Origin of the sequence: Xylanimonas protaetiae (genome assembly GCF_004135385.1) — a bacterium.
In the GTDB taxonomy this organism is placed as follows: Bacteria; Actinomycetota; Actinomycetes; order Actinomycetales; family Cellulomonadaceae; genus Xylanimonas; species Xylanimonas protaetiae.
This window is the reverse complement of the sequence record NZ_CP035493.1, coordinates 3,831,199-3,852,773: the sequence shown is the minus strand read 5'-3', so window position 1 is coordinate 3,852,773 and position 21,575 is coordinate 3,831,199. Positions and strand designations below refer to the sequence as shown.

Sequence of the window (21,575 nt, the reverse complement as noted above, 5' to 3'; positions counted from 1 at the left end):
GTGGCGCAGACGCCACGACGCCCGGCTCTCCGTGATGACACGGGAAGCCGGGCGTCGGACTGACGGGAGGGCGGTCTACACCGTCGCGGCGACCAGCTCGCGAGCAAGCACCTGCTCGCACCCGAGCAGCGTGACTCCCACGCACCACGCGTGGGACAACGTGAGCAGCATTCCCTTCGGCTGGAAGCACTCGGTCTGGTAGAACCGCTCGGTCACCATGCCGCGGTAGGCGTTGAAGTCGCCGTCGCGCCGCGCGATGAACTGCCGGAAGCAGTCGAGCGTCTCCAGGGCCCGCTCGGCGTAGTACGGGTCGCCGAGCGCGTCGGACAGGTCGAGCAGCTCCTGCGTGCAGATCAGCCCGTAGGACGCCAGGTGCTGGTTCGACGTCGAGGCCTGGTCGCCGCCGCGCGTGGCGAACCCGTAGACACCCAGCAGCGTCTGCGGGTCGAACGTGACGTCGTAGGTGTAGCGGAACGTCAGCGTCCAGTCGGCGGACCTGCGGGCCAGGCCGAGCCACTTCTCCTGCCCGGTGGCGCGGTAGAGGGCCATGTAGGCCATGACCGCCGCGTAGCCGTCCTCGGAGGTCGGGGCCAGGTCGACGTCCTCGGGCGCGCCGTGGATGTACTCCCGGTCGACGTACTGCGCGTAGTGCTCGCCCGCCCGCATGGCGGTGGTGAGCCAACGCTCATCTAGCCCGTCGGCGAGCCCGGCCTCGACGGCCTCGACGAACGCGGGGATCCAGGTGAGCCCGGCGGCGCCACGCCACTGCAGCACCTCGCCCGTCTCGGCGTGGTGGATGGCCCCGAGGTTGCCGTCGTCGCGTTGACGGCCGGCCATGACCGAGAGGTTGGAGCGCAGGGCCGCCAGCCATGTCGGGTGCTCGCGGCCCGCGGCCCGCTCGGCCAAGACGGCGCGCACCAGGAAGTGCGTGGCCTCGCCCAGCGTGCGTGCGTGCAGACCGCGCTTAATGAACGTCCACGACTGGGTCCAGCCGGTGCCGCGGTACCACGTGCCCCAGAAGGTGCCCGACGGCGAGAGCTCCGCACAGCAAAAGTCGATGACCTTGACGGCCGCGTCGACCTGCGGGCCCTCCCCGGCGCGCAGGCCGTGGGCGAGCAGCGCGTACGCCCACGGGATGCCGGAGACCCAGCCGATGTGCATGGCCTGTCGGTCGACGTGGTCCCCGTTGAAGTCAATCCCACGGTCGAAGCCGACGGTCTCGAGCAGCACCCCGGGGTAGGGGTCGTAGTGCCAGTCGAGGAGCCCGGAGGCGGTCAGGTCGGCCGCCTCTGGCACGCTCACCCAGGCGGCCGGCTCGCGGCCCTCGGCGGTCGACTCCCACCGCTCGCGCAGGATCGGCGCGTAGGCGTGCCGGTCCGTACCGAGCGCGTGGACGGTGACCTCGAACGCGGCTGGAGCACCGGGCTCGAGCCGGTGCAGCTGCCGCAGCGGGGGCATGGCCTCCGCAGACCCGTAGTACGTGACCGGGTCCTCGCGGTAGGGAGCCACCACATGGACCGTCGCGACGCCGTCGCGGTGAGCCAGCCCGACACCGGTGGGGCCGAAGCCCGACTGCTCGTCGATGCCGAGCCCGACGCCGTCGTCGTCGCCCCACACGCACGGCAGGGGAGTGGCCGCACGGTCGGAGCTGAACGACCAGTGGTCGCTGACCAGCCCTGCGGGGTCCGCCCCGCCGACCTCGAACCGCGGGAAGAGGCGGTCGCAGTCGGCGGGCCGGTTCTCGCCGTAGAACAGACCGGGGATGAGCCACCACGGGTCGGCGGCGGGGACGCTCGCCTCCACCAGGAGGTTCATGTCCACCGCGGCGACGTCGGCCCGGGCGGTGACTCGCAGGCGCAGACCGGCCGGCGTCGCCGCGATGTCGGTCAGCCGGGCTGCCGAGTCGTTCGTCCCGACGCCGATGACGTCGACGCGCACCGTGACGGGAGCACCGGCGTCAGGCTCGACGACTCCCTGCCACGCGGGCTGGCCTGCAGGTTCGGGCGCGACGACGCCGGCGAGGGGGACCGGGAACCGCGTGCCCGCCCCGTCGAGGACGGTGACGCTCAGTCCGAGCGGGAGCGTCATGCCTGCACGTCCTCGTCCGCCGGGGCGAGCTCCGTGGCGGCCGCAACGTCGTCCGCAGTGGCGGTTGGCGCCTCGTGCGGTGTCACCAGCGGCTGGCCCACCGGCGCCGGCTGGCGATCCAGGTCCCACTCGATCAGGTTGACCTCGACCACGGGCTCGGCCGGGTCGGCCGGGACCTTGAAGGTCCGCAGCTTCGATGGCCCGAAGTCCGCCACCACCTCGCGATTGCCGTCGGAGAACGACAGCACGAACCGGGCGCTGGTGGTCCCAGGACGCCCGCTGGACTCGACGGCGCGCACGATGACGTCGGTCTGCCCGTCGCGGCCCACGTCCTCGGCACCCTTGAGTGCCGTGACGATGACCCGGCCGGGGCCCTCGGTCTCGACGTCCAGGTAGGAGTGGATGCCGGGCATCACGCCGTCGTGGAAGGACTCGAGCATGGCGCGCGGCGTCGAGCCCAGCACCGTGGCGCGGCGCGTGGCGTTGTCAGCGTCGAGCGACCCCGTGTGCGGCACGAGCTGGTAGCGCCACCGCTGGATGCCCTGATCCTGGTAGGAGTACAGGCCGTCCGGCTCGAGCTCGCGCGGGTCGTGCCAGGAGTACACCGGGCTGCGCACGGCGGTGATGCCGAGGCTCGGCGTGAGGCCCGGCGTCGGCGAGTCGGCCGGCGAGACGTCGTAGCCGTGCTTGGCGTTGTTGATGACCGTCAGACCGGCGGTACGCCCGCCGACGGTGCCCGTCAGGTCGATCCACGACTGGCCCGGCTCCTCTGCGCCGTCGACCGGCCGCTCCTGGTGGCCGAACGGGATCTCGTAGGTTCCCACCGGGTCGGTCAGCACGGTCGGGAAGCGCAGCTTCATCAGGTGCGCGTGCTCGCGCCAGTCGATCGTGATCGCGCAGTCCAGCGCGTCGGCGTCGAAGGCGAGGGTGAACTCCTCGACCACCGTGGACCGGCCCCATGTGCGCTCGACGCGTACCGACGCCCGCAGTTCGCCCTGCTGGCGGACCAGCACGCGCGTCGTGCTCATCGGCGCCCCGGCGCCCGCGTACGAGATCACGCGGTGGCCCCACGTGTCGGTGGGGTCCTCGGAGATCTGGATGTGCTCGCCCACGGCGCCCGCCACGACGTCGACTCCCGTGCGCTTGTCGAGCAGCGACGTGAGCCAGCCGGTGACCGGGTCGAGCTCGACCCGCAGATGCTGGTTCTCCAGCAGCACGCGCTCGTCGGTGACCTCGGCCGTGACCGGCGCGGGTGTGACGGCGGGGCCGCCGGTCGCGGGCGGCGACCACGGCAACGCGGGTGAGGCCGCACCGCCGATGAGCCGGTAGAGGCGGTAGCCGAGCGCCGGTAGCGACGCGCGGAACGCGACGGCGCCGCGGCCCTTGTCGTCGGTGGTGGCCGTCGACTGGATGCGCTGCGAGGGCGTGCGCAGGCCGTCGGCGTCCACGACGTGCACGCCGGCAGGCTGCACGCCGTACTGGAGCTCGATGTCCACCTCGACGGGGAACGGGTGCGGGTTGAAAACCAGCACCGGCTGCGTGGCCGTGTCCATGGGGATGCTGACGTGGCGGGCAATGACGTTGTGCGAGCGGGTGATGATGCGCTTCGCGATCGCGACAGCCTCGCCCAACTGGTCGCGTGCGTCGTCGTACGAGGGCTCGACCGCCGACCCCGGCAGGGTGTCGTGGAACTGGTTGAAGCAGACCTGCTCCCAGGCGTGCAGCAGCTCCTCGCGCGGGTAGTCGATGCCGTACTCGCGGGAGACGACGGCGGCCCAGCGTTCGGCGTTCAGCACGTTCGCCTGGGCGCGGCGCAGCCACTGCTTGATGCCCGAGTGCGCGGAGTAGCAGCCCGGTGCGTGGTGCTGCAGGTCGTCGCGGCGCACCGGCAGTGCGGCCAGCCCGTCCGGGCCGAGAGCCTGCGCAAACTCGTCGAAGAACTGGCGCGGGTCGGAGAGCTTCAGGCGCCCGAACGACCCCATGGTGTCGAACCGGTGGATCGAGTCGATGTTCGCCTTGGTTGGCCCGCCGCCGTGGTTGCCGACGCCGTAGAACACCATGACGGGCTCGGCGTCCACCCCGGCGCGGTGGTTGATCTGGGCGAGCGACTTCTCGGTCTGCCCGACGACGGAACCGGGTGGGGAGCAGTACTCGAACGGGATGCGCCATGCCAGGACGCGCGACCCGTCGGGGGACTCCCACCAGAAGCCCGAGTCGTGCAGGTCCGACTCGTGCGGGCCCGGACGCAGGAACGTGTAGGTGTCCATGCCCTGGTCGCGCAGGATCTGCGGGATCATCGCGTTGTGCCCGAACGGGTCCACGTTCATGCCCACCGTGGTGGGCTTGCCGAATCGTGAGGCCAGGTAGCGCTGGCCCAGGAGGCCCTGGCGCACGAACGACTCGCCCGAGGGGGTGTTGCAGTCGGGCTCGACCCACCATCCGCCGACATTGACCCACCGGCCTTCGCGGACGCGATCCGCGATGCGGGCGAACAGGTCCGGGTCGTGGTCCTCCACGAAGCTCAGCAGCACGATCTGGTCGCACGTGAAGACGAAGTCGGGGTACTCGTCCATCCGGTCGAGCACCGAGCGGAACGTCGCGCGCGCCTCCTGGTATCCCTCCTGCCACGGCCACAGCCACACGCAGTCCAGATGGGCGTTGCCGATCATGTGGATCTTTCGGGCGGGCGTCGCGGTCGGCGGCGGCTGCAGCCCTGCCGGCTGCGGCCCCGATGGGGCGTTCGTCATGGGCGCGTTGGTCGTGGGCGCGCCAGGCTTCCGGGTCACGTCGCTCACGGCTCCACTCCCGCTGCCCAGTTGTCGAGGTGCTCGCTGATGAGGTGCAACATCAGCGTGTGCATCTCCTGGATACGCGGGGTCACGGTCGACGGCGACAGCAGCAGGTGGTCGGCGTGCTGGGCGGCGGGGCCGCCGTCCCCGCCACCGAACAGCACGGTGGTGGCTCCGTTCGCCTTCGCGGCGGCGAGGCCGGTGACGACGTTGGGCGAACGGCCCGACGTCGTGAACGCGGCCACGACGTCACCTGGCCGGGCGAGCGCCGCGACCTGGCGGGAGAACACGTCGTCGTACGCGTAGTCGTTAGCGATGCACGTCATGGACGTGGGGTCGCACGACAGCGTGACGGCGGGCAGCGGGCGGCGGTCGTGGCGGTAGTGCCCCACGAGTTCGCCCGTGAAGTGCTGGGCGTCCGCGGCGGATCCGCCGTTGCCGAACGTCCACAGCGTCTTGCCGTCGGCGAACGCCGTCTGGAATACCTGTGCGACCTTCCGCACGTCGTCGATCCGTCCTTCGAATGCCTCGGCGGCACGACCGTGGTCGCGCACTTGGGCGGTCATCCAATCAGGCAACGCCTGCTCCTTTGCATGGTGTGGTCGGTGGTGACCCATCCGGTGGCCGGTGTGGCCTGCCGACTGTCGGTTTGTGGTGTTCTGCGGTTCGGTGGTGGGCGCCGGTTAGTGGGAGGCCCCGAGGCGGTCCCAGGCGACTGCGGCCGCGCCGACGACGCCGACGACGTCGCCGAGGGTGGCGAGCTCGAGGCGCACGACCTCGGCCTCGCGCCCCATCGCGTTGGCCCGCACGATGTGGGCCACGGGGTCGAGCAGCATCGCGCCGGCCCGGGTGACGCCGCCGCCGAGCACGGCGACGTCGGGCTCGAACACGTTGACCAGGTCGGTCAGGGCCTGGCCGAGCAGCTCGACGGTCTCCTGCCAGACGTCGACGGCGACGGCGTCGCCGCGGGCTGCCGCCTGGGACACGTGGGCCGCCGTCAGCGGTTCGATTCCGGCGAGTTCCGTGCGGCGCCCGGTCTCCTGCGCCAGGGCGACGGCCTCCGCCGCACGGGCCGCGATCTGCGTGCCCGAGCAGTATGCCTCCAGGCAGCCGCGCCGCCCGCAGGTGCAGTGCCGGCCTCCCGGCCGCACGGTGATGTGTCCCAGTTCACCACCGTTGCCGGTGGCTCCGCGGTGCAGCTGCCCGTCGATCACGCTGCCGCCGCCGATCCCGGTGGACACCGTCAGGTAAATGAGGCTGCGCGCGCAGACACCCGCGCCGAACTGGTACTCGGCCAGCGCCGCCGCTGTGGCATCGTTCTCAAGCACCGTCGGGACGCCGAACTCGCGCGATGTCGTGTCGGCGATGGGAATGTCCAGCCAACCGGGAAGGTGCGGCGGGCACTCCAGGACGCCTGCAAGGGCGTCGAGCGGACCGCCGCAGGAGATCCCGACGGCCCACGGCGAGCCGAGCCCGGCGGCGTCGATCGAGGCCCGCCCCAGGTCGAAGAGCCTGCGGAGCACGTCGTCCGGCCCGTCCTCGCGCCTGGTCGGCGCGATCTGGAGCCCGTGATGCCGCCCGTCCGGGGTCACCATCGCCGTGGCGAGCTTGGTGCCACCGATGTCCAGCCCGAGGGTCGGCCCGAGCGCGCTCACTGTGCTCACCTTGCCCATCGGTGGCTCTACCAGCAGATCCTTGTTGCCCGTCGGCATGTGTCCTCGCTTTCTGGATTCTGGGATCGATCCCAGATAGCATAGGTGCGTTTCCAGACGACGTTCATCAATGTGGCGCGCGGTGCGTGCGCCGGGAGGACCTTCGAGTGCCAACGCTGACCATCGAGACCGGCGGGCCCGCCCGCGTCTCCGTCCTGGCCGACGACGGCACTTGGCACCGGCCCGGCGGCGCCGTACACGACGGCACCGCCATGTCACGGCCCGGCGTGATCGACATGGATCGCGACCCCACCGACGCCTCGCGTTGCGACCCCGGCTACGTCCGCCAGTTCCTGTGCGAGGGCGTCGTCGAGGTTCCCGTGCCGCGCGGCGGTTGCATGGTCGTCGCCGAACGCGGGCCCGAGCACCGGCGCGTCGAGCGCCACGTTGACGTCGGCACGGGTGGCGCCCGGATCGTGGCCGAGCCCGAGCGGTGGGCTGGCCTCGCCGCCGAAGGCTGGTGGTCCGGTGACCTGCACGTGCACCGCCCGCTCGACGACGCCGCCGCGATCCTGCGCGCGGAGGACCTGCACGTCGGGGCGTTCATCACCCGTTGGAACGAGCTGCCGCACCAGAAGAGCGACCCGACGGGGCCGCCGCGTGCGGCCCTCACCGTGGGCGGCGACCGGCACGCCGTCGCTCCGGTCACCGAGGACGAGCGCGGCGGCGGCGCTTGGATGCTGCACGGAGTGGGCCTCGGCGACCTGCCGACGGTCGACGAGTGGTGGTCACCGCCCGGACGCTTCCTCGTCGACCGTGCCCGGGCCCAGGGCGCCTGGTTCGACTGCGAGAAGCTCACCTGGTGGGAGACGCCGGTCATGATGGCCACCGGCACCCCGGACTCCGTGGGCGTGCTCAACAATCACTACGTGCCCCGCGGGTTCTTCGCGAACGAGTCCTGGGGTCGCCCGCGCGACCGCGCCGCCTACCCTGGTGCCGCCGGGGCCAGCCGGTACCAGCTCGAGCTGTACTACCGGTACCTGAGCTGCGGGTTCCGCCTCCCGGCCTCCGCCGGCTCGGCCTCGGGTGTGCTGCCCGCACCTCCCGGCCACAACCGTGTCTACGTTGGCGGTGGCGCGGGGCAATGCACCGTTCCGGGGTTCTACGACGCGCTGCGTGCCGGCCGGTCGATGGTCACCAACGGGCCGCTCCTGTCGCTCACGGTCGGCGATGCCGAGCCCGGTGCGACGGTGCCCGCCCGCCCAACGCGGGTGCGCGCGGTCGCCCGCGCCGCCGGCCCGCTCGACGGCGTCGAGGTCCTGGTCGACGGCCGGGTCGCGGCCCAATCCGAGGGGCCCGTGCTCGACGTGACGCTCGACCTCACCGGAACCGGCTGGGTTGCCGCGCGCGCGTCGTCGCCCGACCCCGAGACCGTGCGGCTGGCCCACACCAGCCCCGTGTACGTCGACGGGCCGGGATCACCGGACGCTGCCGAGCACCGCGCGTACTTCGCCCGGTGGATCGACGAGCTCGTCGCCCGGGCGGCGGCCGAACCGGAGCGGTTCCCCACCCAGGATGCTCGGGACGCCACCCTCGACCTCTACCACCGCGCGGCGCGCGCCTACGCCCGCGAGCTGCCGATCTGGGAGGCGTGAACCGTCAGGCTGTGGGCTTCCCGGTCGAGCCGCGCGCGACCAGCCGCGCGGCCAGCACCACGGTCTGCACGGGGGAGTCGGGCGTGTCGATCCGGTTCAGCAGCCGTCCGACGGCGATGTCGCCGAGCGCGGCCGCGTCCTGCGTCGCGGCGGTGACCCCGGGGCTGACCATGGACATCCACGACGCGTCGTCGAAGCTGACCAGGGAGATGTCCTGCGGCAGCCGCAGCTTCGCGTCCATGACGGCGCGGTAGGCACCCTCTGCGACGACGTTGTTCACGGCGAGCAGCGCGGTGGGAGGTGCGTCCTCACGCAGCAATTCCGCGACCCGGGCGTGGACGGCGTCCGCCGTCCAGCCCACCGAGACCACGAGGTTCTCGTCGGCGGCGACTCCCGCCTGGGCGAGAGCGTCGCGGTAGCCGTCCAGGCGGTCGCGCCCCGTCGTCCAGTCCACCTGGTCGACCAAGAGCGCGATCCGGGTGTGGCCCAGCCCCACCAGGTGCGCGGTCAGCTCGCGTGCCCCGGCTCGGTTGTCGACGACGACGGCGTCGCATCGTCCGGAGGCGAACTGCCTGTCGACCTCGACCACCGGGACCTCGTTGCGCAGCAAGTAGTCCACCGCCTCCACCGAGACCGGCGCGATGATGACCCCGGCGACGCGCAGCTCGACGACCTGCTTGACCGCCTCGATCTCGGACGACGGCGCGGCAAAGTCGTCGACCAGCACCATCGTGTACCCGGCTCGACGTGCCGCGAGGCCCGCGCCCGCCGCCATGTCGGCGTAGAACGAGTTACGCAGGTCGGAGACGAGGACGCCGATCGTCGAGGAGGCCTGCTGCCGCAGCGAGCGGGCCATCGCGTCTGGGACATAGCGCAGCCTGGTGGCGGCACTGAGGACCCGGGTCCGGATGTCGGCGGAGACGTACCCGTTACCGGTCAGCGCCCGCGACACGGTCGAGCGGGAGACCCCGGCCTCCTGCGCCACGTCCTTGATCGTCGCGCGGCGCGGTTTCGCCGCGCGACCGGTTTCATTGTTCACCCACGCTCCAATTCGTGCTCACGCGCCGCAACTCGGCAGGCCTGACGGCTGACGCGCTCCTCGCGCAACGATCCCACACATAGATGGGGTCTTAGGGACTTGATGGCAACCCCAGTACCTGACCATTCTCGGTGAGCAGGTGCTGGAGCCGTCCGACGTCGACGCGTTGGACCGGCTGCTCGGCGTGGGCGGCGAGCGCCGCGGCCACCCCGGCCGCCTGTCCGAGCATCTGGTACTGCGGTTCCATGCGCACCGACGAGAACGCGACGTGCGAGGCGGACAGGCACACGGGGACCAGCAGGTTGGCGCAGTCCTCGTACCGCGGGGTGAGGCAGCCGTAGGGGATCTGGTACGGGGGCACACGTACCGACAAGTAGCCCTCGGTCACCACGTGCGCGACGGGGTCGGGGTGCTCGTACGCCCACCGCCAGGCCCGCTGCACCTCGCGGATGTCGATGTGGTACGAGCCCATCGCGACCGTGTCGGCGCGAGGAAGGGGCGAGGTGAGGTCGTGCTGGGTCAGGGTCTGCGCGCCGTGCATGCGGCGGGCCTCACGGACGTAGAGCTGGTGCGGCAGATGGCCGGTGTCGGCGAACTCGTCGGAGGGCAGCCCCCAACGGGTGATCTCGGCGCGTACGTCGGCCGGAACGGCGGGGTCGGTGGCCAGGAACCACAGGTAGTCCTGCGCGTGATGCAGGTGCGCGATGCGGATCGCCTCGCGCTCGGCGAGCCCGGCGTCAGGGTAGCGCCACGCGGAGCCGTCGTGCACCGACAGGGAGAACGGTCCCAGCGAGTTGCCGTCGCACTTGTCGCCTGGGAGGTTGGGTTCTAAGCCCAGCAGGCGCCCGGCCACGACCGCGGTTCCGGTGCGCCGCCAGTGGTCGAAGAGCCGCCGCCCGAGTTCCCAGCGGTCGGCGTTCCACGACGGCGACGGCGTAAACGGAATCCGGTGGGCGTCGCGCGACAGGCACACCCGGTACCCGTAGGACATGACGCCGCCGTCACCTGCGCCGACCCGAGCGAGGGGCTCGGGCTTGATCTGGGGGAGCAGCGGCCCCTCAGTGCGACCGCTCGGGTCGCCCGCGAACGGCGAGATCCCGACGGGCATGACGTGCATCCCGGGAAGGATCTCCTGCCGCCCGGCCAGGGACTCGCCATACAGCGAGGTGTCCTCGCGGCCGACGGCGTAGGGCACGCCGGCGGCGGCGAGCAGGTCGCCCTCGTAGGACGCGTCCACGAAGGCGGCGGCCGCGTAGCGGGTTCCGGCCGCCTCGACCCACTCCAGGCGCGGCGCGCCTTGCTCGTCGGTCCCCTGGCCGACGCGGGCCACGCCCGCGACCGGGTCGAGCAGCGGTGCGCCGAAGACGACGTCGACGCCAGCCTGCTCCAGCCAGCGCCGGAAGATCGCCTCGGCCACGTGCGGCTCGGGTCCGGCGTACGCGCCGACCGGGACCCCGTAGTGCTCGGCGACGTCGGCGCGGAAGCGTGCCGCCATGCCGCCGAGCACCCGCAGGTCGCCGACGTCGGAGTACCCGAGCCCACCCGAGACCATGCCGCCGACGTGCTGCCCGGGTTCGAGCAGCGTGACGTCGGCGCCCGTCTCGGCCGCCGCGACAGCCGCGCAGACGCCCGCCGCGGTGGCGGCGTAGACCAGGACGTCACACACCGGAGGTTCCCGCCTCGGCCAGCCCCAGGCGGGTGCGGTACGCCGCCCACGCGTCGGCGATCTCCGTCAGGTCCGCCGCCGTGATGGGCTCGCCCGTGTTGTCCACGGACTCCGCGTAGTACAGGGCGGGCACCCCGAGACCTGGCTGGGCCTGGGCGTACGCGCGCCACTGGGCGTGGTCAGGCATGGGCCACTGGTCGGTGTCGACCGGGCAGTCGGGCAGGGCCGCGCGGGCCACTGCCGCCCGGAACTCGAGCTGGTCCACCACCGGCACCCGGCCGCCGTCGGAGTCGCGTTCGAGGACGTCGTTGAGGCGGACCATGTCCGTCACGTCCGCGAACTGCGGGTTCACCGTGTGATTGACGATGAGCGCGTCGGGCTTCGCGCCCTTCGCCGCCGCGTGGATCGTGGACATGAGGCGGTGCAGGCCGGCGATGCCCCACGCGGGGGCGGGGCCGTCCGCGTGCGTCCGCAGCGTCGCCCCCGACGGGGCCCGCTGGGTGAAGTCGACCTTGAAGCCGTCGGCGTCGAGGCCGTCCGGCGACAGCATCCATGTGACGATGCCGTGCAGCCGCTCCAGGTAGGCCGGGTTGGTGACGTCGGCCGCGACGGGCCGGCCCACGGCGTCGAGCACGCACTCCTCGTCGGGCAGGCCCGACGGGTCCCACGCCTTGAACCACAGCAGCACCCGCTGGCCGGCGGCGTGCCGCTCGGCGATCCACCCGCGCAGGTCGGGCCACCGGGAGGTGTTCGGCTCGCAGGTGCCGTAGCGGGCCTGCCACTGGTCGTCGATCACGACGGTCCCGGGGACGACGCCGTGATCGGCGAGCCGGGCGAGCCACCGGTCGTACAGCTCCTGGCGGGCCAGGGCGGGAGCGGTGGCCGCGCCCGCAGTCACGACGAACCCTGCGGCCAGCTCAGCCTCGGCCTTCTCGTTGACGCCCTGGGCGCGGGAGATCGCCGCCGCCGTGGCGCACTGCGCGCCCCAGCCGCAGAAGATCGGCTGCAGCCACCACGTCGGCCGGGCCGGGACGTCCACGGGACGCGGGTCGCCCTCGACGAGACACCGGTATGCGTCGATCGCGGTCCACGGCGACGTCACAGGGGTGAGCACCAGCGCGGGTGAGGTCCACTCGCCATCGACGACGGTGTGGCCCTCGTAGGCCAGGCGTAGCAGCCATCCGCCGTCGAGCGGCTCGTAACGCACCGTCGTGAAGCCGGACTCGTCGACCGGGGCAACGACCGCGGCGGCGAGCCACTCGTCGCCGTCAGGCACCTCGGTGCCCGTGCCGGCGGGGCCGCGCCCCAGGCCGAACACGAGCGGCGGGGCGAGAAGATGCCGTGTAGGCGCCCCGGCTCGGCGTCGCCCACCACGGCCAACTGTGCCGTGCTGGCCGCGGGACGCACGGCGTGCACAGGCTCGGTCGGGGTGGGGACGAAGACGGAGCGGTGGCCGATGCCCGACCGGAACTCGCCGGCGGCGCCGCTCGCAAGCACCGCGCGGCCCCCGCCGAGCGTGACGTCAGCGAGTCGGCCCGTTCCCCGCACCCGCAGCCGCAGCGTTACGTGCTCGGGGGTGCAGCGCACCTCCACGACCGACTCGTCCCAGGCCGCGCTCGTCGCGGGGACCTCGAAGGTCGCGTCCCCGGTGCGACGCGCACCGAACGGGGCGCCGACCGGGGGCAGCTTCTCGTGCGGCAGATCCAGCCGGTGCGCCGAGGCGATCAGGCTGAGATCGCTCCACACCTCACCGTCAGTGCCGCGCAGCAGCGCCCGGGGCCTTCCCGCCGAGAGCTCCAGGCTGTAGGCGGAGGTCTCGACGGTCCAGCCGCTCTCCGTCTCGACGACGTCGACGGTGTCGGTGGGTGCGACGGCGTTCAGGGTGTCGACGGGCGAGCCGTTTCCTGGCTCGGCGACGTTGACGATGCTCATGGTGTCCTTCGGTCGGGGGCTGGTCAGCCGTAGGGGGAGTACTGCGGGTCGACGGTGGCGATGGTGCCGGTGCGGGCTACGCCTGCGTAGAAGCGGCCGGAGTCCTTGAGGGTGCGAGCGCCGGTGGCGTAGTCCACGTGGACCAGCCCGAACCGGGGGCGGTAGCCCAGCGCCCACTCGAAGTTGTCGAGCAGCGACCACTGCATATACCCCTCGATGCGGGCACCTGCGGCGCGCGCGTCGAGGATGGCCTGCAGGTGGGAGCGCAGGTACGCGATGCGGCGGTTGTCGTGCACCTGTCCGTCGTGCGTCGGGGTGTCACCGAAGACGCCGCCGTTCTCGGTGATGAGGATGCGCGGTGCGCCGTAGTCGGTGTGCAGGCGCACCAGCAGGTCACGGAACGTGTCGGGGGCGATCTCCCAGCCTTCGTCGGTGCGGGCCACGTCGCCCGACGGGCCCACCACCTGCCACGGGAAGTCGCGGTCGTCGAGGGGCAGGCCGTCGGCGCCCGTCGGGACTGCGGCGCAGACCCGACGGGTGTAGAAGTTCACGCCGAGAAAGTCGCTGCGCCCAGCGATCGCGTCCTCGTCACCCGGGCGGATGACGTCGTCGAGCGTGAAGCCGGCGTTCTCGCGTCGTAGCACCGCCTCCCACACCGCGCGCATTTCGGCCGGGTAGCCCTTGCCGTACAGCGGATCGAGGTACCACCGGTTCACGTACCCGTCCGAGCCCCAGGCCGCGACACGGTCTGCCTCGGTGTCGGTGGCCGGGTAGCACTGGAACAGCGACAGCGCGGTGCCTACGCGGGCCCGTGGGTTGCGAGCGTGCAGGATGTCGGCCGCCGCGCCGTGGCCCAGCAGAACGTGGTGGCCCGCGACGACGGAGCGGGCGAGGTCGGCGATCCCCGGGGCGTGCAGGCCGAGCTGGTAGCCGAGGAGCTGGATGATCCAGGGCTCGTTCTGCGTGATCCAGTCGCTCACCCGGTCCCCGATCCGGTCCGCGACGGCTTCGGTGTACTGCGCGAAGCCGTCGACCGACTCGCGGGCGAGCCATCCGCCGCGCGCCGGGCGGGGTGCCGCCCCGCCGATCTGGCGGCCGGGGACGTCGGTGTCGAACGGGCCGCGCAGGTCCATGAGCGCCTGCGGCATGTCCCAGTGGTTGAGCGTGACCAGCGGGGTGATACCCAGGTCGAGCAGCCGGTCCACGAACCGGTCGTGATGGTCGAGTGCGGTTGCGTTGGGCGCGCCCCAGCCCGTGGGCATGATGCGCGACCACCCCAGCGAGAACCGGTACGCCTTCACCTCCAGGTCGGTCAGGTGCGCGAGGTCCCGCTCGGGGTTGTCGTACGACTCGCAGGCGCGCGACCCGTCGCCGCCGCCCTCGACGGCGCCCGGCCGGCGGCAGAACTCGTCCCAGACGGACTCGCCGGCGCCGTCGGCCTGCCGCGATCCTTCGATCTGGTACGCCGAAGTGGCGACACCCCACAGGAAGTCCGGCGGGAAGGCGGGCGTCGTCTCGCTCATGCGGGGGCTCCGTGACGGTGGGCGGTCAGGGTCTGGGGAGTCAGGTTCCAGGCGTCGAGCAGCAGCGCACGGTCCTGCGACGGCACGCCGTCCCAGCGGGCCGTGACGGTGCGGGTCTGGCTGGGAAGCAGCGGGCCCGGGTCGAGGCGTCGGCGCACGTGTCCCTCGGCACCGGCTGGCCGGGTGTCGTGCAGATCGAGCCCGACGACGGTGGTGCTGCCGGTGTTCGTGACCTCGACCTGCCAGACGTGGTCGGCCGCGTCGACCTCCACCCGCACGTCGGCGGCGGGAAGGTCGCACAGCGGACCCCAGTCCTGCGTGAGGCTCGCCAGCGTTACCTCCTCGTCGATGACGCTGCCCGCAGGGTCGACCCAGCGGGCGACCCACGCGACCATCGGCCCGACGTCAGCCAGTGTGGCGGCGGGCACGGTCAGCGTGCCGACCTCTTCCGGGTCGCCCACGACGTCCAGGGGCCACTCGCGGTTCGCGACAGCCGAACCCGTCGTCAGGTCGCACAGGGCGAGGCGCAGCGTCCCGCCCGCGGGAGCCGGGCACACCGGGTCGGCCCACACCCAGGCGGCGGCCGACACCTCGGCGCAGCCGTGCCAGGCCCCGCGCTCCAGCTGCAGGGTCACGCGGCGCTCCGCGAACGCGCGGCGCACCGCGTGGTACGCGGGCTTCACGTCGCCGTGGTACTCGACGACGGCGGTGCACCAGGCGTTGGGGAACGACTCGGCGAGCTGCCAGGGCAGCACCATCGAGCACCGCGGCACCCGACGCATGTCCGCCTCGACCGCGTACGCGAGGCCGGTGGCCTGCAGGAGCTGCGAGGCCCGGCGCACGGCGTCGACGTCCTCGCGCCCGACTGGATCGACGAGGCGTCCACCGAAGGCGGCGTGCACCAGCGGCGCGTTGTTCCACCACTCGCCCAGGTGGCGCATCACGGGGTTGGAGCGGTCCAGTGGGCGCGGGTCGCCGGGAAGCCCTGGCTCGCCGGGAACCAGGGCGGCGAGTTGCCGGGCCGAGGCCATGCCCTCAACCCCGAACTCGGTGTGCGCCAGGCACGTGCCCGCGTTGTACAGCGTGTAGTGGTCTACGAGGCCCTGGTGCTCCCATGGGCCGTGCACGTCGTGCAGCCGGTCGGGGCCGGCCTCGATGACGTCCATGCGGTTGTGGAAAACGGGTCCGGTGGGTGAGGTGGAGACCCAGCGCCGGGCCGGGTCCAGCTCGGCGAGCTCCTTGGCCAGGGCGGTGAGCGCCGGCGACTGCTCGGTGCGCAGCGGGACGCCGTCGAGGTCGAGCTCGTTCCCCCCGCCCCACAGCACGAGGCTGGGGTGGTGGCCTCGTTCCCGGACCGCCTCCCGCGCGGCGGTACGCAGCAGCGCGACGAACTCCGGGTTATCCGACGGCGTCGAGTCCATGCCCGACGACGACAGCGAGAACTCCTGCCAGACGAGCAGCCCGAGCTCGTCCGCGAGGTCGTAGAAGTCGGCGGTCTCGATCAGGCCACCGCCCCAGACGCGCAGCAGCCTCGCGCCTGAGTCACGGGCCAGCGTCAGCAGGTGGCGCAGGCGCTCGCGCGTGACCTCCCCATACAGGGCGTCGGCGGGGGCCCAGTTCCAGCCGGTCAGGCGGACCGGGCGGCCGTTGACGCGCAGACTGTACGGCTCGGCACCCGCCGGGGAGCCGGGGTTGACCTCCCAGGCCGCCTCACGGAACCCGACCCGGCGGTGCCAGACGGACTCGCCGTCGACGAGCAGCGCCACGCCGTACCGCCGCTGGTCGCCCAGCCCGTGCGGCCACCACAGCTCGGGCGCGCGGACGGCCGCGTCGAGGTCCACCGACGCGGTGCCGTCGGCCGCGACGACGACGGCCCGCGCGGCCTCCTCGCCGTCGACGGTCACCGTGACGCGCAGGCTTCGGCCTGGGGCGGCGTGCAACCGGCCGCGGACGCGGACCTCACCGAGCGGGCCGTCGTCGTCGTGACGCACGGCGGTGGTGGCCGAGGTGCCGCCGTCGACGGCGGTGCCGGCGACGACGCGCAGCGGGCCCCACACGCCCTGGTGCACCAGGCGCGGGCAGAAGTCCCACCCGTACGTCATGCGCGGGGTATGCACCCGCACCTCGCTGCTGCGCCCCACCTGGGGCTGCGAGGCCGGTGCCGGGGGCAGCACCAGGGCGAGACGGTGCTCGGCGCCGTCGGCCAGCAGAGCGCCGACGGCGATGCGGCTGGTCCCGAACGGACCCGTGGCGACGCCGACCTCCTGCCCGTCCACGAGCACGAGCGCGCGCGGGTCGACGGCGTCCAGTTCGAGGAAGGCGACCTCGTCGGCGGCGAGCGGGCGGGGGAGCGCGCACGTGCGGCGGTAGACCCAGTGCCGCTCGCTGACCCACTCCGAGGCCTTCGAGTCGCGACCGACGTACGGCGATGGGATCTCACCCGCGCGAAGCAGATCACCGCGCACCGACGACGGCAGGCGAGCCGGCAGCCAGCCAGGGGTGGCCGCCGCAGTCGCGGCAGCCGCGCCGACGTTGTTGCCGGCCGTGCCCAGCGGCGCGTCCACGTACCAGCGCCACGTCTCGCCGAGAGCCTCGCGCAGCAGCCAGGACCCGGTCAGGTCGGTGATCACGGCGCCTCCTCGTTGTTGAGCGTCGGCGTCCAGAAAGACGGCTGTGCGGGGACCCGAACGTCGGCCCCGCACAGCCCGTCGCGTCCTCTCAGCCCTTCGAACCCGTCGTGGCGATGCCATCGACGAACTGCTTCTGCCCGAAGAAGAACAGGATGATCAACGGGAGTGTCGTCACCACGGCGGCCGTCATGACCAACTCCCAGTTCTGCTCGCCACCGATGCCAGCGCCGAACCTGTCGACGACCGCCTTCAGACCACGCGGCACGGTGAAGGTCGACGAGTCCTGCAGGTAGATCAGCGCTCGCTGCAGATTGGTCCACGCAGCCTGTGCCTCGAACAGGATTGTCACGACGAGCGCCGGTCTCGCCAGAGGCATCCCGATCTGCCAGAAGATGCGCCAGTTGCCCGCGCCATCTACCTTCGCCGCCTCAAAGACGTCCCTGGGCAGTCGCATGAAGAACTGTCGAAGCAGGAAGATGTAGAAGGCTGAGCCGAAGAGGTTGTGAGCCCACATCGGCAGCGTTCCGTTGAATGGGGCGTTAATTCCGACGAGCCCGAACCCGCTCCACACGAGGAACTCGGGAATCATCGTCACCACCGCGGGCAACATCATGGTCCCGAGCACCAGAGCGAACAACCGGTCACGCCACTTGAACTGGAAGTAGGTGAAACCCCAGGCAACCAATGCAGACGATGCCGCGACGGCCAGTGCAGCCAATGTTGTGATCACCAAAGAGTTCACGAGCCATTGCGCGACCGGTGCCGCCTCCCAGATGATACGGTAATTCTCCGGCTGGAATGTTCGTGGAATCAGGCGGTTGTCGAACACCTGCCCGCGTGGCTTGAACGACGCCGAGACCAGCCAGATGAGCGGGTAGATGAAGACGATGCAGACTAAGCTCAGGGCGGTGTAGGTGAAGATCTGCCCGGCACGTTGCCGGACGTTGGCTCTCCGCTTGTGCTCCTTGGCCACCTTGACATCGACGGTGTCGGTCGTCGGTGCGACCAGAGTGCTCACTCGTCGCCACCCCCTCCATAGAAGACGAACCGCTTCGAGACCCTCCACTGGATCGCGGTGATGATCATGATGATCAGGAACAGCACCCAGGCCATCGCTGAGGCGTAGCCCATGCGGAAGTTCCGGAACGCTGTCTCGAAGATGTGGATCGCATAGAACAGGGCTGCGTCGTTGCTGAAGTTCGCCTGGTTTCCAAAGAACGCCGTGTATGCTTCGGTGAATGTCTGCAAGGACGCGATGGAGTTGACGATGAAGACGAAGAAGATCTGCGGGGAGATCAACGGCAGCGTGATCGACCAGAACTGGCGCAGGCTAGATGCTCCGTCCACTCGCGCCGACTCGTAGAGCTCTCGAGGGACGTCCTTGAGAGCGGCAAGAAGGATGATGGCGGTGTTGCCGACGGTCCACAGGCCCATGAGGACAAGACCGGGCCGAATCCATGCCGAGTCGACCGTCCATTGCGGTCCGGTGATGCCGAACCAGCCGAGGATCTGGTTGATGATTCCTCGTGAACCGTTGAACAGCATGAGGAACAGCACGCCGACTGCGACCTGCGGAGTCATGCGGGGCAGGAAGAACACGGTGCGGAAGAACCCGTTGCCCCTGCTTGCCCGCTGGAGGAGCATTGCCAGCAACAGTCCGACGATGATCGTCGCTGGAACCGACATGATAGCGAAGTGGAAGGTGTTCCACAGCGCCTGAGGGATCGTGTGGTCGCTGATCATCGCACGGTAGTTGGCGAGCCCGGCAAACCGTGGAGGGTTGATGTTGTCAAAGTCGGTCAGCGACAGGTAGAAACTGTAGATCATCGGCCATGCGGTGAAGACCAGGAACCCGATGATCCATGGGCTGATGAACGCCATGGCGCCCAGGGTGTTGCGGTGCCGGTCGAAGAAGCGTCTTATCGGGCGCGGGGGCGCGCCCAGGGTTTCCCCGGGCGCGCCCTTCGCGACTGTCGCGGTTGCCATCAGTCGCCGAGTCCTTCGGCCCGGGCCCACCCGTCATCAAGCGCCCGCTGGCCCTCGCGCTGACCGCGGGCCAGGGACTCTTCGATCGACATGTTCCCGGCAAGCACGCGGTTGACGGCGTCGAACCACGCCGCGCGGAACTCCTGGTCGGCGGGAGTCGGCGGGATGAAGAACAGGTGCTCGGAAGCCTCGTACATGGCATCGATCGACCGGTCCCACGCCTCCGAGCCCGTGCCGGTGACGAACTCGTCGCGAATCATCCGGTCGGCGACGGCGTTCCCTGTGAGAAGCCCGGTAAAGGCGTTGCCCTCCGCGGTGACGCGGTCATAACGGGTCTGGGCAGCGGCCATCCACGAGTCGGTGTGGACCATGGTGGCGATGAAACGGCACGCCGCCTGCGGGTTCTGCGCGCCGACAGGGATGGCCCAGGTGAGACCGGTCGACAGGGCGATCGGCTCGCCCGTCGCCCGGGAGTGGAACGGCGTGGCGTTGATCGGGATGTCCGGTGTGTTGTTCATCAACACGTTGAGGTACCACTGCTCCTCGACGAGGGCGCCAGCGGTGTCCGTGGCAATGAGGTTGCCCTCGCCCCAGCGGTCCGAGGCTTCAATGAAGGAGTGCACCTCTCCCCAGCCGCCCTGCTTGTCGATGAGGTCCATGATCCACTCCAGGGTCTCGACGACCTCCGGGGAGTCGATCGTCGCGGTCCGGCCGTCGTCGCTCATGAGCTGGCCGCCGTTGGAGGCGACGTAGAGCGGGAAGAAGCCCGGCAACGACATGTGGTATCCGATGACATCCAGGCGGCCATCGTGCACGGTGATGTCCCCGACGGCAGCGGTGATCGACTCCCAGTCGGAGCCATCGATGTCCGCGGGGGTGAGACCCGCGGCGGTGAGCAAGTCGGTGTTCGACATGACGAGCTGCACCTGGCCGAACTCCGGGACGCCGAAGACCTGGTCGTTGAACGTGACCTGGGCGACGGCCGGGTCACGCAACTGGTCGAAGTCGATGCCCTCGCCTTCGATGCACTGGTCGAGCGGCATGAGGGCACCGAGCGACGCGAGCGTGCCGGTGAAGTCAGCGCGGTTGAAGTAGACCAGGTCTGGCACGTTGCCAGCGGAGCGGGCTGCGAGGAAGGCTTGGATGTCGAACCCGCCCTCGCCGGGTCGGATCGTCGCTGGGGCGATCGCATCCGCGGCGCGGTCCCATCGGACCTGGCCGATCTCGTCTGGGTCTGCGAAACCCATGACGGTGAGTTCGGTCGCCTCAAGGTCGCCGCCGAACTCGACGTCGCTCGCGCCGCCGGCGTTGCCCTGGGCACAAGCGGTGAGCGCAAGCGTCCCAACGGCGGCAACCGCGACCGCCTTTGCTTGACGAAGCTTCATGCCGTCACTCCTTCGTGTTCCTGGTGAGCCGTTCGCTGAGAGTCGGACTCAGCGGCTGCGTCATCGCTGACTCACGCGGTGGGTTGGCTGGTTCAATCGACGAGTTGCACACGCGGTGCGGCGACGCACCGCCCGGAACCATCGACTCTGGAATCGTGCCCACATCCAAGCCACTTGAGGAGGGGTTGTCGCTCAATGACTTTCAAAACGACGCGTGACGATCTCAGGTCCGCGGGTGGACGCAGTCGCTGAGATCGTGCCCAGCGCGTTCCTACCAGGGCGTCGTCGTCACCCCTCCGGGATCACCGGGTCCAAGGTGGTGCGGAACATGAACCACGCGACCCAGAGCAGCGGTGCGAGGGTCACGAGGACTCCAACGGGTGGGAGTTCCAGGATCATGGAACCTGCCACCAGGAGGGCGACGAAGCCAAGGACAGTGCGATGGAATCGGCGCACGGAGAGAGCGAGGCAGGCCTGGATCCGCTTCCGCAACGGCAGGCCGACGCCGGACTCCACCTGAAGCGCCAAGAGATGCAGTGCCGTCGAGGTGGTAAGAAGCGCGACGAGCACGTTGAGGGGAGTGGTCACCGTCGCGGCAGGGCTGCCCAGGAACACGCCGATGTTGATGAGGGCGACGGCGACGATGAACGCGAGGATGGTTCCGACGATCGCCGACATGCCGAAGTGTCTCCTCCAGGCCCGCCACCAGATGCCTGCGACACGACGCGGTGCTTCCGGCATCCCTCGCTCGGAGGCGGGCCCGCCAACTGCGCTGGTGCGGAACACCGCGAAGGTGGCGGCGAGAGCGGGGAGCACGAAGACTGGCAACGCTGCGAGAGTCGCTCCGGTGCGGATCGGCCCCGCGGACAGGCCAACCGCCCACAGTGGTGCGGTGCTCAGCCCGACTAGGACGTTGACGACGAGGAGTGAGAGCGCGGTTCGACCAACCTGCTGGGCGCCGGCGCGGTGGCCGACTGTCTCCGGATGCATCGGGCGAGTGTAGGAGTGGGGCAGGCCTCCGCTCGTGAAGTGCCCGCGCCACGACTCTTGAGATGACGCGCGCTGGACCACGATGGTGGAGTGATGGATCGAGCTGTCGCTCCCGGCGTGCGTCGCCAGGGCCAGGTCCTGTCCGGACGAGAGACCGGGCGAGATGAGCAGTCTGGCCGCTCAAGAGCCGCCAGTACGCCGTTCGCGGCTGGTGACGCACGGGACTCGCTCCGTACTCTG

The 21,575-nt window shown here is 70.9% G+C and carries 14 protein-coding genes; 1 reads left to right on the top strand and 13 read right to left on the bottom strand.

The genetic code is table 11. The annotated features are described in order from the left end of the window. Window positions 1–75: 75 nt before the first annotated feature. The 4 genes from ET471_RS17780 to ET471_RS17765 form a co-directional block, all read right to left on the bottom strand. A complete protein-coding gene (locus ET471_RS17780; RefSeq protein ID WP_129190558.1) occupies window positions 76–2,088 on the bottom strand; it encodes a YyaL domain-containing protein in 2,013 nt (670 codons plus the stop codon). Next, window positions 2,085–4,835, bottom strand: coding sequence for an alpha-mannosidase (locus ET471_RS17775; RefSeq protein ID WP_129190556.1), 2,751 nt, complete (start codon window positions 4,833–4,835; stop codon window positions 2,085–2,087). The genes ET471_RS17780 and ET471_RS17775 overlap by 4 nt, the downstream gene beginning before the upstream one ends. A 44-nt stretch (window positions 4,836–4,879) precedes the next feature. After that, window positions 4,880–5,443, bottom strand: a complete 564-nt coding sequence (locus tag ET471_RS17770) for a D-sedoheptulose-7-phosphate isomerase (protein ID WP_242496352.1) — start codon at window positions 5,441–5,443, stop codon at window positions 4,880–4,882. Between the two features lie 117 nt (window positions 5,444–5,560). Continuing rightward, a complete protein-coding gene (locus ET471_RS17765) occupies window positions 5,561–6,589 on the bottom strand; it encodes an ROK family protein (protein ID WP_242496351.1) in 1,029 nt (342 codons plus the stop codon). Window positions 6,590–6,696: 107 nt separating this feature from the next. On the opposite strand from ET471_RS17765, the gene ET471_RS17760 reads away from it, so the two are divergent. Next, window positions 6,697–8,184, top strand: coding sequence for a CehA/McbA family metallohydrolase (locus tag ET471_RS17760; protein ID WP_129190552.1), 1,488 nt, complete (start codon window positions 6,697–6,699; stop codon window positions 8,182–8,184). A 4-nt stretch (window positions 8,185–8,188) separates the two neighbouring features. Here ET471_RS17760 and ET471_RS17755 read toward each other — a convergent pair whose 3' ends face one another. The 9 genes from ET471_RS17755 to ET471_RS17715 form a co-directional block, all read right to left on the bottom strand. Then, on the bottom strand, window positions 8,189–9,223 hold the full coding sequence (locus ET471_RS17755) for a LacI family DNA-binding transcriptional regulator (protein WP_129190550.1): 1,035 nt from the start codon (window positions 9,221–9,223) through the stop codon (window positions 8,189–8,191). A 91-nt stretch (window positions 9,224–9,314) separates the two neighbouring features. Then, a complete protein-coding gene (locus tag ET471_RS17750; RefSeq protein ID WP_129190548.1) occupies window positions 9,315–10,889 on the bottom strand; it encodes an FAD-dependent oxidoreductase in 1,575 nt (524 codons plus the stop codon). Continuing rightward, window positions 10,882–12,165: an alpha-amylase family protein gene (locus ET471_RS17745; RefSeq protein WP_129190547.1), complete on the bottom strand. Its 1,284-nt coding sequence runs from the start codon at window positions 12,163–12,165 to the stop codon at window positions 10,882–10,884. The genes ET471_RS17750 and ET471_RS17745 overlap by 8 nt, the downstream gene beginning before the upstream one ends. Before the next feature lie 679 nt (window positions 12,166–12,844). Continuing rightward, window positions 12,845–14,344, bottom strand: a complete 1,500-nt coding sequence (locus ET471_RS17740; RefSeq protein WP_129190545.1) for a glycoside hydrolase family 1 protein — start codon at window positions 14,342–14,344, stop codon at window positions 12,845–12,847. Continuing rightward, complete coding sequence (locus ET471_RS17735) at window positions 14,341–16,974, bottom strand: glycosyl hydrolase 2 galactose-binding domain-containing protein (protein ID WP_242496350.1); 2,634 nt, start codon at window positions 16,972–16,974, stop codon at window positions 14,341–14,343. Before ET471_RS17735 ends, ET471_RS17740 begins: the two co-directional genes overlap by 4 nt. Before the next feature lie 88 nt (window positions 16,975–17,062). Continuing rightward, on the bottom strand, window positions 17,063–17,992 hold the full coding sequence (locus ET471_RS17730) for a carbohydrate ABC transporter permease (RefSeq protein ID WP_129190541.1): 930 nt from the start codon (window positions 17,990–17,992) through the stop codon (window positions 17,063–17,065). Then, window positions 17,989–18,960, bottom strand: a complete 972-nt coding sequence (locus ET471_RS17725) for a carbohydrate ABC transporter permease (RefSeq protein WP_129190539.1) — start codon at window positions 18,958–18,960, stop codon at window positions 17,989–17,991. The genes ET471_RS17730 and ET471_RS17725 overlap by 4 nt, the downstream gene beginning before the upstream one ends. After that, the gene (locus tag ET471_RS17720; RefSeq protein ID WP_129190537.1) at window positions 18,960–20,345 is read right to left on the bottom strand and encodes an ABC transporter substrate-binding protein; all 1,386 of its coding nucleotides are present in this window, start codon (window positions 20,343–20,345) and stop codon (window positions 18,960–18,962) included. Before ET471_RS17720 ends, ET471_RS17725 begins: the two co-directional genes overlap by 1 nt. Window positions 20,346–20,633: 288 nt before the next feature. Beyond that, a complete protein-coding gene (locus ET471_RS17715; RefSeq protein WP_129190535.1) occupies window positions 20,634–21,335 on the bottom strand; it encodes a YesL family protein in 702 nt (233 codons plus the stop codon). Between the last annotated feature and the right edge of the window lie 240 nt (window positions 21,336–21,575).

Bases quoted from the DNA above. Each gene is read 5' to 3' on its own strand.
- ET471_RS17715 (WP_129190535.1), bottom strand. From the start codon at position 21,335: ATGCATCCGGAGACAGTCGGCCACCGCGCCGGCGCCCAGCAGGTTGGT.
- ET471_RS17740 (WP_129190545.1), bottom strand. From the start codon at position 14,344: ATGAGCGAGACGACGCCCGCCTTCCCGCCGGACTTCCTGTGGGGTGTC.
- ET471_RS17720 (WP_129190537.1), bottom strand. From the start codon at position 20,345: ATGAAGCTTCGTCAAGCAAAGGCGGTCGCGGTTGCCGCCGTTGGGACG.
- ET471_RS17770 (WP_242496352.1), bottom strand. From the start codon at position 5,443: ATGACCGCCCAAGTGCGCGACCACGGTCGTGCCGCCGAGGCATTCGAA.
- ET471_RS17780 (WP_129190558.1), bottom strand. From the start codon at position 2,088: ATGACGCTCCCGCTCGGACTGAGCGTCACCGTCCTCGACGGGGCGGGC.
- ET471_RS17725 (WP_129190539.1), bottom strand. From the start codon at position 18,960: ATGGCAACCGCGACAGTCGCGAAGGGCGCGCCCGGGGAAACCCTGGGC.
- ET471_RS17765 (WP_242496351.1), bottom strand. From the start codon at position 6,589: ATGCCGACGGGCAACAAGGATCTGCTGGTAGAGCCACCGATGGGCAAG.
- ET471_RS17775 (WP_129190556.1), bottom strand. From the start codon at position 4,835: ATGACGAACGCCCCATCGGGGCCGCAGCCGGCAGGGCTGCAGCCGCCG.